Below are 16896 nucleotides of genomic sequence, written 5' to 3'. Positions count from 1 at the left end.
AGAGCGGTGCCCCCGCCTCGGCGGGACACTGTTGCTCTCGTGGTGCGGGTCGCCCTAACGTTCACACCCGTGATGAACACGAGAACCACTGCGGAGCCCTACACGTTCGCCCCCGAGTGGCACGCCGAGCGGGAACGGCTCGGTTCCCTGGAGGGGCTCTGGGACCCGTCCTCCTGGCGGGCCCTGTGCAAGATCGGGGTCAGCGCGGGCAGTTCCTGCCTGGACGTCGGTGCCGGAGGGGGTTCGGTCAGCCGGATGCTGGCCGACCTCGTAGGCCCGCGAGGACGTGTCGTGGCCCTCGACAGCGACACCGGATTCCTGGAACGGGCCGAGCTGCCCGAGCAGGTCGAGATCCGCACTCACGACCTGCTGTCCGACGAACCCCTCTCCGAGACCTTCGACCTGGTGCACGCGCGGATGACGCTGTCGCACCTGCCGCAGCGGGAGGAGGTGCTGGACCAGCTCGTGCAGCTGTGCGCCCCGGGAGGCCGGGTGCTGCTGTCCGAGTTCGACGCCGAGGGGGCGTCCCTGGCCGAGCCGGGACCCGCCCGGGACGACGCGGAGCGGTTCCAGCGCGTGCACGACGCGGTGGTGGCGGCACTGGCCCGCAACGGGTGCGACTCGCGTTTCGCGCACCGGATGCCCGCGGAGCTCGCCGCGCGCGGGCTCACCGAGATCGACGCCTCGCCGGACGGTGAACTGGTGCGCGGCGGCAGCGCGGCCGCCGAGTTCTACCGGCACACCTTCCTGCGCCTGCGTGAGCCGATCCTGGAGCACACCCCGGTGGACGCGGAGACCTTCGACCGGGTGCGGGAACGGCTCAAGGACCCGGAGTTCGTCGTTCTGTCCGCTCCGCTGGTGTCGGTGTGGGGGAAGCGAGACGAGAGCTCCGACGCCGTTGATCGGTCCGCTCGGCGGCGACCCGGGCGTTCTGCCGGGTGAGCAGCAGCACGCGCTGCAGCAGGTCGACTCCTGCTCCGCCGCTTCCCCGCGGATACAGCCGAACCTCCTCCTGGTAGGCCTGCCTGGCGATCCGGTAGTGCCGACCGCGGAAGGTGACGATCGTGCCCAGCACACCGGCCAGGGCGTTGGCCCCGTCCCGTAATCGGTGGCCTGCGCGGTCGTGGCCTCCCACCGCGTCGAAGGCCTCGACGAGCCTGGTCACGACCGAGGGGCGGCCGCGCCAGCCCGCGTGCAGCTCGCGCCAGCGCGGCAGTCCGTAGGGCACGGAGTCGAGCAGGAAGTTCTCGTACTCGGCCACACCCCGGTCGGACAGCCACAGGACCTCGTCGACGAGCCACAGCGGTACCTGCGCGGCGGCCGGACCGAGGTAAGTCCGCCCCCGCAGGGTTATCTCCTCGAAGTAGGGGCGCAGCGTGCGGGCGAAGAACACCGGGCTGACCTCGGCCATCACCGCGTTGATGGACTCGAGCATGGCCCCGACGCACTCGTCGAGCTCCCGCGCGAGCGCGGCGAAGCGCTCCGCGGCCGGGTCGGTGCGGGTGAGTTCGTCGCAGATCCGCAGCCCGGTGTTCAGCCGGGGGAAGGCGTGGCGCACGGAGTCCTGCAGGATCCGCTCCTGCGGATCACCGGTGTACATCCGACGGCGCGGGCCCTCCGGGTTCCACACGCAGTAGTGCAGCACCGTGTCCCGCGGGACCATGTCGGTGCGGCGGCCCAGTTCGGTCAGCACGGGCAGGGATTCGGGCACCGCCTCGGCGGGTTCGGTTCCGTGGCGCTTGATCGAGCCCAGAAACATCCCCAGGTCGCGCATCGCCGCGAGGCACTCGTCTGTCGACAGTTGCCCAATCTGGCCGGGATCGGGCAGCAGGGCGCGCAGCGACTCGGCCAGGGCCGCCACATCGGCGTCGTCGTTCATGCCTCTGAGACGTGCGCAGAGCTCGTCCGCGCGCAGTGGATCGGCCGAGCGGACCGCTTCGAGCTGTGCGGGGCAACCGTATTCGAGGCCTTCGAGTGTGCTCAACTTGCCTCCCACGGGGCGAGGGCACGGTGGCGGGGTTCGGAAAGCGCTGGCTCCGCAGCGCTCGGCCGAGCCGGCTCACCGCGGATGAGTCCGGACGTGCCGCGCGGACGGGAGTGGCGGACGGGGGTGGGCCGTGTCCGGCGTCGGGGGCGGAGAACGACCCCGGCGCGCGGGTGCGCTGCGGGTGGCACGGTGGTCGGTTCGTGGGCAGACGTGCGCGAAAGCCGCAGCGCCCCTCCTCCGCGTCGCCCGCCGCGGGGCGTGGTGGCGTTCTCGTGCATCCGACGGTGATCCTAAACGCGGACAACCGGAATGTACGAGTGTGATCGTGACTATAATTCGCGTTTTATCGACGGATTTACCCGCCCGAAAACAGCAATACGAATTTCGTTTGCTGGTTTTGTGGCGAATTGATCAACGCCGGGCTCCGTGCGGGGGATTGACCGCGCTCTCCTGGTCCGAAGTCGACGGGGTGAGCGGATTTCCCGATTCGGAACGTGACGGGCCGATCACCCGTGCGGATTCCGGGTGCGCGGATTCCCGTCCGGGCGAGGTGTCCTCCGGCCGCAGCCACGAGGAGGAGGCCAGTTCGCTTTCGATCTCGGAGAGCCGCTCGCTGACACACGCGGGGGAGGGAGTGGCGTTCTCGGAGGTCTCACACCGCAACCACCGGGCCAGCGACCGCATGTTCGACACGATCAGCTGGGCGCGCTGCAGACTGATCCCGGTGTTGCCGCCTTCGATGCGGATCGCGCGCTCGGTGGCTCCGTCGACGAGTCGTTCGAGCACGACGATCGACGGCCACCACTGCTCGGCCGTCCTGCTCGCCGAGCTCGGCTCCACGAGCCGCTGGCGCAGCGTGGTGCGCAGCTCGGCGAGCTCCCGGTAGCTGCGTCGCCGCAGGGCGGGCCGTTCCCGTGCCATTCCCGTCAGGGACAGCGCGACGTACTCGGAGACGGTCAGCACCGCGTTGGCGAAGCTCCGTTCCAGCGGGGGGCGGCGGTGCAGCGGGGAGAGCACGTAGCCGATGACCAGGACGACGGCGCAACCGATGAGCGAGTCGACCAGCCGCACCGCGGGAAGCGCGGGGATGGACTCCACCTGGTTCATCTTCAGCAGCACCAGGCACGTCACCACGCCGGTGAACAGACCGTAGTGCCGGCTCAACGTGTCGGGAACCAGGGCGGCCAGCAGCACCGTGAAGGGCAGCATCCACCAGCCGTGGGCGATCCCGGCCAGCAGCGCGCTCGCCACGATCACCCCCAGCACGCTTCCCAGCCCGCGCAGCACGGTGCGCGCGAACAACGAGCCCGAGTTCGGCTTGAGCACCAGCGCCACGGTCAGCGCGACCCAGTAGGGCTGTTCCAGCGGAAGCAGCAGCCCGACCGTTTCCGCCACGGCCAGGCACAGCGCCATGCGGGCCGCCAGCAGCCACCCGGTCCTGCCGACCGCGAGTCCCTCGCGCCAGACCCGGAAGCGTGCGCGGCGGTCGCGTCCGGCGTCGAACTCGCCCGGATCGGCGAGTTTCGCCGTGCGCAGCGAGGCGACCAGCCTGCCGAGGGCGTCGTCCAGGGCGCGCAGGGGCGTCGGGTCGGTGGAGGTGGTGGTCGGTGCGTGCTGCGGGGGCAGGGCTCCGGAGCGCAGGCAGCGGGCCAGCGCGCGCATCGCCTCCACCAGCGGTTCGGGCACCCTCGTGCCTGCGTGGGCGAGTGCGACCGAGGCCTCCACCATCGGCGTGGCCTGGGAGAGCGCCACGTAGAGCCTGTCGTGGACGCGACTGCGTGCCGTGGAGCCCGCCGCCACGCTGATCAGCACGTCGTGGGCCTCGTTCAGCGCCCTGGTCAGGTGCTGCCTGACTTGGGTGCGCGCTTCCCCGCACTCGGTGCTGAGCATGCGTGCGGTGGTCTCGAAGACCCGTGCCACGGCGTGCCTGGCCGGGGCGGTGCGCCGGAAGGGCCAGGTGGCCGCGATCAGCGTGAAGGCGAGCAGTTCCCCGCCGAGGAACCACGCGAGTTGTTGTCCACTGTGCATGGTTTCCACGGGGTGCCCGGTGGCCACGATGCAGAAAGTCAGCATCTGGGTGCCGGCCGCGCCCCACAGGTCGCCCATTCTGCTGGCCAGAACCGACAGCACGGAAATGATCACGACCACGCACGCGCCCGTCCACGGTGACGGCGCGGCTATTCCGAGGCCGAATCCGACGGTTCCCAGCAGTACGGTCAGTCCGACGCGACGCAATCGGTACCGGTAGGAACTGACCGGATCCGAGAAAGCGATGCACAAAGCCCCGAGGGAGATCAGGATCGCTTCCCCGATCCTTCCCGTGGCGAGTCCCGCCGCGGGGGTGAGGCCGACGGCCAGCGCCGCCACCACGATCCGGCTCCAGTCCACGGGGATGGGGGCCGGGCGCAGCATCCGGCGGAGCCAGGCGGGAAAGGCCGTGCGCAGCAGCCGTGACAGTGCTGTCGACCACGTGTGTCGAACGGAAAACGTGTCGACGGGAAACACCCGACCTCCCGGTGATCTTTCGCCGTGCGCGGTCTGTCGCAGCGTGCCGCGGCGCGCCGCGGCGTGCTGATTCGTCCTGCCCCGACCCGTTTTCCATTATTACGCGGCGATGCGGGCAGGAGTCCCGCGGACAACACAGATCACACCTTGTCGTGTGTCACCTTTCAGGGGGCCATGAATGCCGGATTAAAATGCGGTGTAGAGATTTTCGTCATGTTTCCGGTGTTTTTCCGAAACACCGGATGAAGATCTTCCGCGTTTTTCCCGTGGGGGAGGTCACTTTCTCGGCGCGGCCGCTCCTGCCGCGCTCAACCGCACCTCGTGGGCGGTGACTCGTGGCCGAGCTCCGCGCGGGTGGCGCGGGCGGCCGTCGCGCGCGGCGCCGCCGCGCGCGACGTCGAGCCCGTTCCCAGCGGAGGAGAACCGGCGGACGGCGCCTCGTCGATTCCTCCTTCAGCTCGCGCGGGCGCAGTCTCCCCGGTCGACGGCCACGGGCCCGTCGGCACCGGGACGGATGTCGAAGTCGAAGATCTCGGTGGGCAGGTACAGCGAGCAGCAGGCGTTGGGGATGTCGACGATGCCGCTGATCCGCCCCTCCACCGGTGCCGCGCACAGGATCAGGTACGCCTGCCTGCCGGTGTAGCCGAACTGCTCGAGGTGGGCGATGGCCTGCAGGCAGGCGCGGCGGTAGGCGACCGTGGCGTTCATGTAGTGCTGATCGCCCGACTCGTCGATCGAGATGCCGACGAAGGAGACGAACTCGGTGTAGCGCGGCTCCTGCCGTCCCGGGCGGAAGATCGGCGTGGTCGCGTTGTACGCGCGCATCCCGCCCTTGATGAGGTCGACCCCGATGTCGACGTGTCCGCCCATCTCCACAGCGCCGCAGAAGCTGATCTCACCGTCGCCCTGGGCGAAGTGCAGGTCCCCGATGGAGAACTTGGCTCCGGGCACGTAGACCGGGTAGTAGACGCGCGATCCGATGCCGAGGTTCTTGATGTCGACGTTGCCGCCGTGCTCGCGCGGCGGGACCGTGCGAGCCCCTTCCCGGGCCGCGCGGTCGCGTTCCGCGCCGGTGAGCGAACCGAGCAGGCTGTTCGTCTCCAGCGGTGGCAGCGCCAGCGGGGGAACCCGGTGCGGGTCGGTGTCGATCAGCGCCTGCTCCCGGCGGTTCCACGTGGCCAGCAGCTCCGCCGACGGTGCGCACCCGGCCAGCCCCGGGTGGATGTTGGAGGCGATGCGCTCGGGCAGTGATCGCGAACGGCCCGACCGGGGAGGCCGCCGGCGGGCTCCCGGCCGGGAACCCGCAGGCGGTGTGATCGCGCGGGAGGTCAGCACACGTTGCGCGGGGTGTTGTTCAACGTGTTGTTCGCGATGGTGATGTTCTCCCCGCAGGGACTTTCCACGATTTCCGAATCGGTGACCGTCAGATTGTGCAGGGTCACGTCCCTGGTCACGGGGAAGTCCGAACGGGCCGCGATCCGCACCGTTCCCGGTCCGGTCACCTGGCCTCCCTCGGAGGCGATTTCCACGTTGTAGCAGTTCTCCACGAGGATGGCGTTGCTGCCGGTGTTGGCGATGTCCACGTTGTCGATCACGGCGCCGCCGCTTTCCGAGACGCAGAAGACTCCGCGGCCACCGCCGCGTGCGATCACCTCACCGACGTGGACGTTGGTCGGGTAGGCGCCGTCGACGCGGCCGTTCCTGTTCGCCATTCGGAAGGCCGCGTATCCGGTTCCCGAGCCCGCGTTCTCGGCGTCGACCGTTCCCACGGTGGCGTTGGTGGTGTCGTTGAGCAGCAGCCCGGAGTAGGCGACGTCGCGTGCCACCACGGTGCCGATCGTCAGCCCGTCCACGCCGTAGGTCTCCACCCCGTGGTGGCTGGTGCCGGACACGTAGACGTCGTCGATTCGCACGTCGGTGGTGGGCTCGTCGCGGTTGGCGTGGTTGTCGATGCGAACTCCCAGCCCGCCGGACAGCCGCAGGTCGATCTGGCCGAGGTGGATGTCGCTGCCGCTGCGGAAGAAGACCCCGTAGGAGGGGGATCCGGTCACGTTGAGGTGCTGTATCTCCACGCCGGTCACGTGCCGTCCGTGCACCACCGCGTTGTTGCCGGTGCTGTCCGTGCCGGTCACGTCGATGGTGCCGCACACGTCCAGCGCGGTGTGGCTGGGCATCTCCAGCGAGTTGTCGGCGCTCATGCTCCCGGAGCCGCGGACGACGACCCGTTCCTTGCTCTGCCTGCCCGCGGTGAGGCTGTCCATGGCGGCCTGTATCGCCGCGCGCATGTTCGGTCCGGTGTGCACGGTCTCGCTCCCGTTGCGGGCCGTCCAGGTCCCGCCGTCGACGACGACCTCGGCGTCGAACGAGCCGCTCCCGCACTCCTGCGCGGTTCGGCTCGCTGCGCTCGGCTCGCCGGAGCTTCGCGCGGTGGGGGTGTCGGTGTTGTCCGCGCCGTGGGCGAGCGGGGTCAGTGCCAGCGTCGTCAGCACGGCCGTGGACAGCATGGTGAGCGACTTTCGAAAGCTCCCGGCGGGAAATAATCGGGTTTCCATGTTTTCCCTTCGTGTCGCGAAATGGGGGACGGTGCTGCGTCCCCTTTCTCGGCGCGGTGGAGCGCCGGGCGCACCACCGGTTCGTTATTGCTCCGTGAATGGGCGAACAATGCTTGGTAAGCGCTTACCAAGTGGAAATGAAGTGTGACTCGCGCCCTGTGGCGCTGTCAAGGGATTCTGCGCGAATTCGGATTGGGAATTCGTTTTCGAGAATTCGGCGGAAATGATTCCCCCGGCCGGTCCATTCGCTGCTCGACGTCGTGCGCCCGCGGGTGCGTCGAGGGCTCGCCGGCGGGGAGGTCCGAAAAGCGCGGAGCGCGCCCGCCCGGAGGAGGCGGGCGGGCGCGAAGCATCGGGACGCGATGTCTGCCGGTTACTGCTGCTCCGGCTGGTTGTTCCGGTACAGGGCGGCGTAGCGGGCCTCCTGCGCGGCCAGCAGCTCCGCGTTGGCCTCGGCCCGTTTCGCCTTGCCCGTGCCGACCGGGTAGCCGTGCTTGGCGAGGCGGTGCTCGCAGGTTTCCACCATCGCCGAAACGGAGTACCACACCGCCATGATCACTCCGCCGAGCAGGGACATGGCGCTGATCCAGAGCGGGCCCGGCAGCAGCAACAGCAGCAGGCCGGGCGAGACCTGGACGAGCGCGCGGGCGACGTGCCGCAGCGCCCAGGTGCGACACGTGATGTCGTGCAGTACCCACTCCCGGCACCGCGCGGGCAGGCGGCCGCCGTAGGCGTACCACAGCCACTGCAGGGGGTTGGGGCGTTCTCGGCTCATGCGGGCAGGCTCCGTTCCGTCCGGCGTCCAGCTGCGCCCGAGTGGAAAAGATACTGCCCGCGGTGCGGGCGCGGGGAGTCCCCCCGGAGGGGTCGGTCCTCTGGACGTGATTCGCCGGGCCGGTCCCGGCGGCCTCGCGTCTCCGGGACCGGGCGAGAGCGGATCACCCCGAGGTGGTGGCCGCGTCGTGGTCACGGGGGCGGTGGCCGTGCACCCGGGCTTCGACCGCGTTCCACTCGCGCGCCGCCCCGGTGGGGTCGAAGCGCCGCAGGGGCTGGGTCTCGGCCACGAGCTCCCGCGCCGCGGCCCGGTCCCCGGCCGCGCCGTGGGCGCGGGCCTGGACCAGCACGTTGCCCAGGACCGTGGCCTCGGCCGGTCCCGCGATCACGGGGAGTCCGCAGGCATCGGCCGTCAGCCTGCACAGCAGCTCGTTGCGGCTGCCCCCGCCGACCATGTGCACCACCTCGACCTCGTGGTCGGCCAGCCGCGCGGCGTCGCGCACGGTGATCCGGTGCGCCAGGGCCAGGCTCTCGAGCACGCAGCGCACGGTCTGCTCCGGGGTCTCCGGGACCGGCTCGCCCGCGTTCGCGCAGGCAGCGGCTATGGCCGCGGGCATGTCCTGGGAGGCGATGAAGGCCGGATCGTCGGTGTCGAGCACGCTGCGGAAGGCGGGCAGGCGGGCGGCCCCGTCGAGCAGCTCGCCCAGTTCGCGGCGCATCCCCTGCTCCCGCCAGCAGCGCAGGCACTCCTGCAGCAGCCACAGCCCCATCGTGTTGCGCAGGTAGCGGGTGGTGCCCTCGACACCGCGTTCGTTGGTGAAGTTCGCCGCGCGTGATCGCTCGGTGAGCACCGGCGAGTCGAGTTCGAGGCCGACCAGCGACCAGGTTCCGCAGGAGATGTAGGCGAAGCGCTCGGTCCTGGCGGGCACCGCCACGACGGCGGAGGCCGTGTCGTGCGAGGCCACGGAGGTGACCGGGAGCCCGGCGGCGAGCCCGGTCCGGGTGCCCACCTCCGCGAGCAGCGTTCCCGCGCGCAGTCCGGGGGCGTGGGGGCGGGGGAACAGGTGGGTCGGCAGCCCCAGGCGGCGGATGAGGTCGTGCGCCCAGTCCTCGCCCAGCACGTCGAACAGCTGCGTGGTCGAGGCGTTGGTGATCTCGGCGCCGATCTCACCGGTGAGCCAGTAGTTCAGCAGGTCGGGCAGCAGCAGCATGGTCCGCGCCGCCGCGAGCTGTTCGCTCTCCTGGGAGGCGAGAAGCTGGTACAGGGTGTTGATGGGCAACCGCTGCAGCCCGGTGGTGCGGTAGAGCTCCTCGTCGGAGACCAGCTCGCGCACCCGCTCCATCATGCCTGCGGTCCTGGTGTCGCGGTGGTGGTACGGGTCGGCGAGCAGGTTTCCCGCCTCGTCCAGTAGACCGTGGTCCACGGCCCAGCTGTCGATGCCCACCGAGGCCGGGGAGTAGGCGGCCGCGGCCTCGAGCCCGGTGAGGATCTCCCGGTGGAGTCGGGAGACGTCCCAGCGCAGTCCCGCTCGCGTGTGCGAGGGGCTGTTCGGGAACCGGTGCAGTTCGGTCAGCTCGAGCTTGTCGGCAGCCACCTCACCCGCCACCACGCGCCCGCTCGAGGCGCCCAGGTCGACAGCCGCGCAGGTGAAATCCGTCCTCGTCATGGCAACCTTGTCCGTGAGTGTGTCGGCCCACCGGGTCGGGGACCGGATCGCACGGCCGGCCCGGTGGGAAGGGACTCGTCGACGGTGGTGGCAGCACCGTCCGCCACCCGGGGCCGGCCGGATGTCGCGATCCGGCCGGCCCGTGCGGGTGGATCGGCACCTCCGCGGAGGCGTCAGCGCAGGAAGGCGGCCGGGACACCGCTGTCGACGGGCACGTGCGTTCCCGTCGTGTGCGTCAGGTCGCCACCGACCAGGGCGAACACCGCGGCGGCCACGTTCTCGGGAAGCACTTCCCGCTTGAGCAGGGTGCGCTGGGCGTAGAACTCGCCGAGCTCGCTTTCCCTGACCCCGTAGTGGGCCGCGCGCTGGGCGCCCCAGCCTCCCGCGAAGATGCCGGAGCCGCGCACCACCCCGTCGGGGTTGACGCCGTTGACCCGGATGCCGTGCTCACCGAGCTCGGCGGCCAGCAGCCGCACCTGGTGCGCCTGGTCGGCCTTGGCGGAGCCGTAGGCCACGTTGTTCTGCCCGGCGAACACGGAGTTCTTGCTGGCGACGTAGACGATGTCGCCTCCGCGCCCCTCGAAGGTCATCACCCGGGCGGCCTCCCTGGACACGAGGAAGGAGCCGCGGGCCATCACGTCGTGCTGGGTGTCCCAGTCGGCGGTGCTGGTCTCCAGCAGCGGTTTGGAGACGGACAGCCCGGCGTTGTTGACCACCAGGTCGACCCCGCCGAAGGAGAGCGCGGCCGTGCGGAACGCGGCCGATACCTCGTCCTCGTCGGTGAGGTCGGCGGCGACCGCCACGGCCCTGTCCGAGCCGCCCAGCTCGTCGACGATCTGCCGGGCGGACTCGACGTCGCGGTCGACCACCACGACGCAGGCCCCCTCGGCGCAGAGCCGGTGCGCGGTGGCCCTGCCGATTCCCGAGGCACCGCCCGTGACGAGGGCGACGCGCGTGGCCAGCGGCTTCGGCGCGGGCATGCGGGCGAGCTTGGCCTCCTCGAGGCTCCAGTACTCGATCCGGAACTTCTCGGATTCCTCGATCGGCTGGTAACGGGAGACGGACTCCGCGCCGTGCATCACGTTGATCGCGTTGACGTAGAACTCGCCCGCCACGCGGGCGGTCTGCTTGTCCTTGCCGAAGGAGAACATCCCCACCCCGGGCACGAGCACGATCGTCGGGTCGGCTCCGCGCATGGCGGGGGAGTTCTCGTCCGCGTGGCGCTGGTAGTACTCGCGGTAGCGCTGCCGGTAGGCCGAGTGCAGCTCCCGCAGCCGTTCGACGGCCTCCTCCAGCGGTGCGGTGGGGGGAAGGTCCAGCACCAGGGGGCGCACCTTGGTGCGCAGGAAGTGATCGGGGCACGAGGTGCCCAGGTCGGTCAGCTGCGGGTGGTTCTCGCCGGCGAGGAACTCCAGCACCGCGTCCCGGTCGTCGTAGTGGCCCACCTGGGGGTTGTCGGTCGAGACCAGCCCGCGGATCACCGGGGCGAGCGCGGCGGCGCGCTCGTGCCGCTGCTCCGCGGGCAGCGCCGCGTTCGCGCTCACCGGAGGGCCGAAGGGCTCGGGACGGCCGCGTTCGCGCAGGAACTGCTCGGCGGTGCGGATGATCCACAGCGAGTTCTCCTGGCACTGCGCGCTCGTCTCGCCCCAGGCGGTGATCCCGTGCCCGCCGAGGACCACTCCGACCGCGTTCGGGTTCTCCCGGCGCACGGCGGCGATGTCCAGCCCCAGCTGGAATCCCGGCCGCCGCCACGGGACCCACACCACCTTGTCGCCGAAGCACTCCCGGGTCAACTGCGGCCCGTCCGCGGCCGTGGCCAGGGCGATTCCCGCGTCGGGGTGCAGGTGGTCGACGTGCTCGGCTTCGACGAGCCCGTGCATGGCGGTGTCGATCGAGGGCGCGGCCCCGCCCTTGCCGTACAGGCAGTGGTCGAGGGCCTCGACCATCTCGTCCTCGCGCTCGACTCCCGGGTACACCTCGGTCAGCGAGCGCATGCGGTCCAGGCGCAGCACGGCCAGCCCGGACTCCTTGAGCGTGCCGAGATCCCCGCCGGAGCCCTTGACCCACATCAGACGTTCCGGTCGCGCGGTGACCGGATCGGTTCCGGTGGCCTTGGCGGAGGCGTTGCCGCCCGCGTAGTTGGTGTTGCGCGGGTCGGACCCGAGCTGGTGCGCGCGGTCCAGCAGCTCGGATACCGCCTGCTCGGGGGTTGGTTCGTTCATGGGGATGCCTTTCGGTTCCGGGCCGTCTTGTGCTGGGGCTTCGCTGTCGGTTCTGTGAGCGAGGGGTGCTCGTCGGTGCTGTTGCGCTCCCCGGACGGAGAACTCCGGGTCACGTGTTCCGCGCCGCTCGCGCTGCGCGCGAGCACGCGGTGGCGGGCCTCGCCGGTGTCCGGGGGACCGGCGAGGCCGCCTGCGGTGGGGTCATGGGGGCGTGCTCCCGCGTGTTGCGCGCCGAGCGGAGCACGGCCGGGTTCCCGGTTTCGGTGTCGTGGTGCCGGTCGCGCACGAACGCGGCTCCGAAGTCCTGACCGATGCCGCCTCCCCGGGACGAGGGACTGCTGGGGATCGCCTGGACGGCGTCTTCGTTCGGCATTGCCTGGGGCTCCGTTGCGGGGCGTGCGCGCTGTCGGACACGACGGCCACCGGCTTGCAGGGGACCGGCGAGTCGTTGAAACGTTTTATTTCCCGGAAGGATAAGATGGGGGTGTATCCGAGTCAAGGGAGGCGTGGTGCCAGCCGGGGGAAGCAGTCGCAACGCGGGAGAGGTCAGCATCAAGGACGTCGCCCACCGGGCCGGCGTGTCGATCGGGACCGTCTCCAACGCGCTGAACCGTCCCGATCGGGTCTCGGCCGACACCCGATCCCGGGTTCGCGCGGTCATCGACGAACTCGGTTACGTGCGCAGCGAGTCGGCCAGACAACTTCGCTCGGGCAACAGCCGCATGGTCGCGCTGCTGGTGCTCGACATGGGCAATCCGTTCTTCGTGGACCTGTCCCGCGGGGCCGAGCGCGCCGCGCGCAACCACGGGCTCGGGGTGATGCTGTGCCACAGCGCTCAGGATCCCGAGGCCGAATCGCTGTATCTGTCCATGTTCGCCGAACAGCGAGTGCACGGGGTGCTGGTCACTCCCGCGGAGACCTCGGGCGAGAACCTGCTGTCCTTCCGGCGGCACGGGATCCCGTACGTGTTCGTCGACCGGGTGGTCGACAGCGACGACGCCTGTTCCGTGTCGGTGGACGACGTGGCCGGCGGTGAGCTGGCGATGCGGCACCTGCTGGAGAACGGCCACGAGCACGTGGCCCACGTCAGCGGTCCTCCCGAGCTGGCGCAGTGCGCGGACAGGCTCGTCGGGGCGCGGCGGGCCGTCGCGGAGGCGGGGCTTCCCCCCGAGGCGATGACGGTGCTGGACACGGGGCGGTTGGACGTCCAGGCCGGACGGGACGCGGGAGCGCGGTTGCTGGGACTGCGTCCGCGCCCCACCGCGGTGTTCTGCGCCAACGACCTGCTGGCGCTGGGGCTGCTGCAGGCCACGTTCGACGCCGGGGTCCGGGTGCCCGAGGACCTGGCCCTGATCGGGTACGACGACATCGAGTTCGCCGAGGCCGCGGCCGTCCCGCTGACCTCGGTGCGGCAGCCCGCGGCGCGAATGGGTGCCACCGCCACCGAGCTGTTGCTGCGCGAGACGGAGGGCGAACCGGGGCACGAGCACGAGAGCGTGGTCTACAGCCCGGAGCTCATCGTTCGGCGGTCCACACTGCACCGACGGGACTGAGTTCTCCGCCGCTGCCGCGCGGGTTCGCCCCGCGACCCCCTTCCTCCGGGTGTGTCGTCCTCCGGGGGCGGCCCGGTGGAGGGGAGCTCCGGGTCGCGGTGGCGGAACCCGTCTGAGGGGGCGTTATCGGTGGCGGCGCTTCCGGTGTCGCTCCGCCGCCGGGAGGTGGGGCGGGCGGGTGCTCTTCGCGCGTTGTGGCCGCGGGTGTTGACTGGGCCACACTTCGGATCTACGGTCTCGTTTCATAAAACGTTTCATTGAATCGGTTTCACGAAGGCCGTGACGGTTCTTCGCGCCGATTTCTCCCCCGTGCTCGTTCGGTCGGGGGAAAACGGGATCGGAGAGGGCGCAGCATGACGTCGTCCGAGTCGCAGGTGACGAAGCGTTCGCGAGCAGCCGTTTCCGGGCGCTTCCGCGGGGAAGCGCCCGGCACTTCCCTCCTCGGCAGCGCGGCCGCGGGCTCTCGCGTGGTGGGGCCGGTGGGGCCGACTCCGCGGGAATTCGGCCGCGGGCGGCGTTGCCCACGTGATCGGGGCGTTCGGGACGGTGCCGGCTGCGTTCCCGGGCCTGCGGTCGCGCGGACGGCCGGTCCCGGAATTTTCGAACGCATTCTGCCCGAAGAACCAGCGGACTCCGCGTGCGGAGCGGAAGTGCTTTCCCCGCCCGGGTGTATCCGGTTGCCGGTTTCGGCGGGTCTTCCGCCCGTTCCGAACCGCAGAACCGGAAATGAGCACGTCCGGCTGGAAAAAGCCGCGACGGTATTCGACGAGTCACTGTCCGGAGGCCACCCATGCCCTTGAATCCATCGTTCGGTCGTCGTGGTTTTCTGGCCGGGGCCAGTGCCGCGGCAGCGGTCACTTTCCTCGGCAACGAAGTCGCCGCGGCAGCCCCGGCCGCGGGGGAGACCGCGAAACCGGAGAGGACGGAACTGCACTGGCTGGAGGGGACTCCGGCCGCCCCGGCCGCTGCCACGTGGGGGGTGCCGTGGCCGCGGGGAGCGGTTTCCGCGGACACCTCGTTCGCCCTGGCCGGCAAGGACGGTGCGGCGGTTCCCCTGCAGTCCTGGCCGCTGGCCTACTGGCCGGACGGGACGCTGAAGTGGAGCGGTCACGCGATGGCAGCCGGCGCCCCGGCGGATTCCTATCACCTGACCGAGGGAAAACCGGCCGAGCCGGAGAACGCGGTCGGCGTTTCCGAGGAGTCCGGCCGGATCAGGCTGAGCAACGGGATCGTGGACGTCGCCCTGGCCCGGGGCGGTACCGAGGTGATCGGTTCGGTCGGGCGCGACGGTCGCGCGACCGCGAGCACGGGAAGACTGGTGCTGCTGACCCAGGACCAGCCGGACGGGGAGGACGCCGAACCCCGGCGGTTCGAGTGGTCGGGGGTGGTGGAAAGCGCCGAGGTCGAGCAGCGCGGCCCGGTGCGGGCCGTGGTCAAGCTCTCCGGGCGGTACAAGCAGGACCACGGCAAGCGGCGCGGCGCGGGCGGCAGGGGGATCCTGCCCTGGACGCTGCGGGTGTACCTGTCCGCGGGGGACGAGTCCGTGGGTCTGGTGCACAACTTCGTCTGGGACGCCGACGTCGACAAGGACCACGTGCGCGGGCTGGGACTGCGCCTGTCGGTGCCCATGGCCGACGAGGCCCACAACCGCCACGTGCGCTTCGGCACCGATTCCGGGGGCGTGTGGTCGGAACCGGTTCGGGTGCTGACCGGCCTCCGGCGAGATCCGGGTGAGGAGGTCCGCAACGCGCAGTACGCGGGAACGCGCACTCCCGATCCGCAGGAGTGGTCCGCGGAGGTGCGCGAGGGCTACCAGGAGTTGGCACTGTGGAACGACTTCGTGCTGTTCCAGGAGTCCTCCGAGCACTTCTCGGTCCGCAAGCGCACTTCCTCCGCGGCGAGCTGGCTCAAGAACGCAGGCCGGGGCTCCCGGGCCGCCGGGTTCGGCTACCTCGGCGGTGTCAGCGGAGGACTCGGCGTGGGGCTGCAGGACTTCTGGCGGCGCTTCCCGCGGTCGCTCGACATCAGCGGTGCCGCGACCGATTCCGCGACGGTGACGCTGTGGTCGTACTCCCCGCACGCCGAGGCCATGGATCTGCGGCACTACGACACCGAGGCGCACGGGCTCGGCCTGGCCTACGAGGACGTGCAGGAGGGGTTCAGCACCCCGGAGGGCATCGCGCGGTCCACCGAGATGCGGTTGTGGGCGTTGCCCGCCACGCCGACGCGGAAGCGCGTGGCCGAGCTGTCCGCGGAGGTGGACGCGCCCGCGCAGCTGGTCGCGCAGCCCTCCCGGTACCACGGCGCGGGGGTGTTCGGCAGGTGGAGCCTGCCGGATCGCAGCACGTCGGGGCGGGCCGAACTGGAGCGCTCCATCGAACAGGACATCGAGTTCTACAAGGGACAGATCGACCAGCGGGAGTGGTACGGCTTCTGGGACTACGGCGACGTCATGCACACCTACGACTCGGACCGCCACGAGTGGCGCTACGACGTGGGTGGCTACGCCTGGGACAACGGTGAGCTCGGCACCGACGCGATGCTCTGGTACGTCTTCCTGCGCTCCGGGGACCCGACCGCCTTCCGGATGGCGCGGGCGATGACGCAGCACCTCAGCGAGGTCGACACCCACCACAGCGGGCGCTTCGCCGGTCTGGGGGCCCGGCACAACGTCTCGCACTGGGGAGGCGGGGCCAAGGAGGCGCGCGTCTCCGAGTCGTTCACCAAGCGCTTCTGCTACTACCTCACCGCCGACGAGACCCTCGGCGACCTGATGCGCTCCTCGCTGAAGGCCGACGAGACCATGGTGCGGGTGCCGCCGCTGCGCAACGCGCTGCCCCCGCAGGACGAGGTTCCCACCAGGTTGCGCATCGGCCCCGACTGGTACGCGCTGGTCAGCAACTGGCTGACCGAGTGGGAACGCACGGGCGACACGCGCTGGCGGGACCGGATCGTCACGGGGATGCGCGACATCGCCGGTTTCCCGGCCGGGTTGTTCACCGGGGAGGCCGGTGGCGCGGTCGGTTTCGACCCGGACAGCGCCCATCTGACCAATCTCGACAAGGGCGACTACGAGGGCGGCTACAACCTGTCGATGGCCTTCTGCGGGGAGCAGATCCTCTGGGAGACGCTCGAGCTGGTCGACGTGCCCGAGTTCCGCCGGACCTTCCTGGACTTCGCGCGGTACGCGCAGGCCCCGTCGCAGGAGAAGATCGACCGGTTCGGCTTCGACTTCGACCCGGGGCTGTTCGGCACCATCTACTCGCGAGTGACCGCCTGGGCGGGTGAGCAGCTCGACGATCCCGGGTTGCGGCGGCGCGGTTGGGAGAAGTTCACTTCGGACCCCAACGGTCGTCCGTGGCCGGACCCGGTTCGGGTCGACGGCGCGGCGGTAGCCACTCCGGTGGACGAGATCCCCGTGGACCGCTCCAGCAACCAGTCCGGTGACTTCGTCACCTGCGGGACCAACGATGCCGCGCAGCGCACGCTGGCCATCGTGTCGCTGCTGGCGATAGCCCCGGACGAGGCTCCCTGACGGTCTGCCGCCGACCGAGGAGACCTGCGAGGCGCGGTCCGGCGACGAGAGGGCGGGCGGGGACGGTCGGTCCCCGCCCGCCCTCTGCTCGGGTCCGGATC

The 16896-nt window shown here is 70.7% G+C and carries 9 protein-coding genes and 2 pseudogenes; 3 read left to right on the top strand and 8 right to left on the bottom strand.

Features of this window, described 5'->3' with window-relative positions; translation table 11 throughout:
• Positions 1-72 precede the first annotated feature (72 nt).
• Positions 73-579, top strand: a pseudogene (locus tag G9Q41_RS21700) (class I SAM-dependent methyltransferase); the annotation flags it as partial.
• Between the two features lie 241 nt (positions 580-820).
• Here G9Q41_RS21700 and G9Q41_RS02170 read toward each other — a convergent pair.
• From G9Q41_RS02170 to G9Q41_RS02135, 8 genes and pseudogenes are all read right to left on the bottom strand, one after another.
• Positions 821-1984, bottom strand: a complete 1164-nt coding sequence (locus G9Q41_RS02170; protein ID WP_207630395.1) for a monodechloroaminopyrrolnitrin synthase PrnB family protein — start codon at positions 1982-1984, stop codon at positions 821-823.
• A gap of 414 nt (positions 1985-2398) precedes the next feature.
• Positions 2399-4399 (bottom strand): FUSC family protein, encoded by a 2001-nt coding sequence (locus G9Q41_RS02165; protein WP_165631463.1) that lies wholly within the window; start codon positions 4397-4399, stop codon positions 2399-2401.
• A gap of 546 nt (positions 4400-4945) precedes the next feature.
• Positions 4946-5749: pseudogene (locus G9Q41_RS02160) on the bottom strand (acetamidase/formamidase family protein); the annotation flags it as partial.
• Positions 5750-5820: 71 nt separating this feature from the next.
• Positions 5821-6996 (bottom strand): right-handed parallel beta-helix repeat-containing protein, encoded by a 1176-nt coding sequence (locus G9Q41_RS02155; RefSeq protein WP_165631464.1) that lies wholly within the window; start codon positions 6994-6996, stop codon positions 5821-5823.
• Positions 6997-7417: 421 nt separating this feature from the next.
• The gene (locus G9Q41_RS02150) at positions 7418-7819 is read right to left on the bottom strand and encodes a DUF5313 family protein (RefSeq protein WP_092521347.1); all 402 of its coding nucleotides are present in this window, start codon (positions 7817-7819) and stop codon (positions 7418-7420) included.
• A 163-nt stretch (positions 7820-7982) separates the two neighbouring features.
• Positions 7983-9485 (bottom strand): rhamnulokinase family protein, encoded by a 1503-nt coding sequence (locus tag G9Q41_RS02145; RefSeq protein ID WP_165631465.1) that lies wholly within the window; start codon positions 9483-9485, stop codon positions 7983-7985.
• A 173-nt stretch (positions 9486-9658) separates the two neighbouring features.
• Positions 9659-11707, bottom strand: coding sequence for a bifunctional aldolase/short-chain dehydrogenase (locus G9Q41_RS02140; protein ID WP_092521349.1), 2049 nt, complete (start codon positions 11705-11707; stop codon positions 9659-9661).
• Positions 11708-11816: 109 nt separating this feature from the next.
• A complete protein-coding gene (locus tag G9Q41_RS02135; protein WP_165631466.1) occupies positions 11817-12080 on the bottom strand; it encodes a hypothetical protein in 264 nt (87 codons plus the stop codon).
• A 133-nt stretch (positions 12081-12213) separates the two neighbouring features.
• On the opposite strand from G9Q41_RS02135, the gene G9Q41_RS02130 reads away from it, so the two are divergent.
• Both G9Q41_RS02130 and G9Q41_RS02125 read left to right on the top strand, forming a co-directional pair.
• Positions 12214-13260, top strand: a complete 1047-nt coding sequence (locus G9Q41_RS02130) for a LacI family DNA-binding transcriptional regulator (RefSeq protein ID WP_092521352.1) — start codon at positions 12214-12216, stop codon at positions 13258-13260.
• A 790-nt stretch (positions 13261-14050) separates the two neighbouring features.
• Positions 14051-16795 carry a hypothetical protein gene (locus tag G9Q41_RS02125; RefSeq protein ID WP_207630396.1) on the top strand — a complete coding sequence of 915 codons (2745 nt, stop codon included), beginning with the start codon at positions 14051-14053 and terminating at the stop codon, positions 16793-16795.
• The last annotated feature ends 101 nt before the right edge of the window (positions 16796-16896 follow it).

Origin of the sequence: Actinopolyspora sp. BKK2, assembly GCF_011291845.1 — a bacterium.
Lineage (GTDB): Bacteria > Actinomycetota > Actinomycetes > Mycobacteriales > Pseudonocardiaceae > Actinopolyspora > Actinopolyspora saharensis.
The sequence above is the reverse complement of the archived record's forward strand: the minus strand, read 5'-3'. Positions and strand labels throughout refer to the sequence as shown.

Excerpts from the sequence above, each read along its gene's own strand:
- G9Q41_RS02165 (WP_165631463.1), bottom strand. The coding sequence starts at position 4,399 with ATGCTGCGCCCGGCCCCCATCCCCGTGGACTGGAGCCGGATCGTGGTG.
- G9Q41_RS02155 (WP_165631464.1), bottom strand. The coding sequence starts at position 6,996 with ATGCTGTCCACGGCCGTGCTGACGACGCTGGCACTGACCCCGCTCGCC.
- G9Q41_RS02150 (WP_092521347.1), bottom strand. The coding sequence starts at position 7,819 with ATGAGCCGAGAACGCCCCAACCCCCTGCAGTGGCTGTGGTACGCCTAC.
- G9Q41_RS02145 (WP_165631465.1), bottom strand. The coding sequence starts at position 9,485 with ATGACGAGGACGGATTTCACCTGCGCGGCTGTCGACCTGGGCGCCTCG.
- G9Q41_RS02140 (WP_092521349.1), bottom strand. The coding sequence starts at position 11,707 with ATGAACGAACCAACCCCCGAGCAGGCGGTATCCGAGCTGCTGGACCGC.
- G9Q41_RS02135 (WP_165631466.1), bottom strand. The coding sequence starts at position 12,080 with ATGCCGAACGAAGACGCCGTCCAGGCGATCCCCAGCAGTCCCTCGTCC.
- G9Q41_RS02125 (WP_207630396.1), top strand. The coding sequence starts at position 14,051 with ATGCCCTTGAATCCATCGTTCGGTCGTCGTGGTTTTCTGGCCGGGGCC.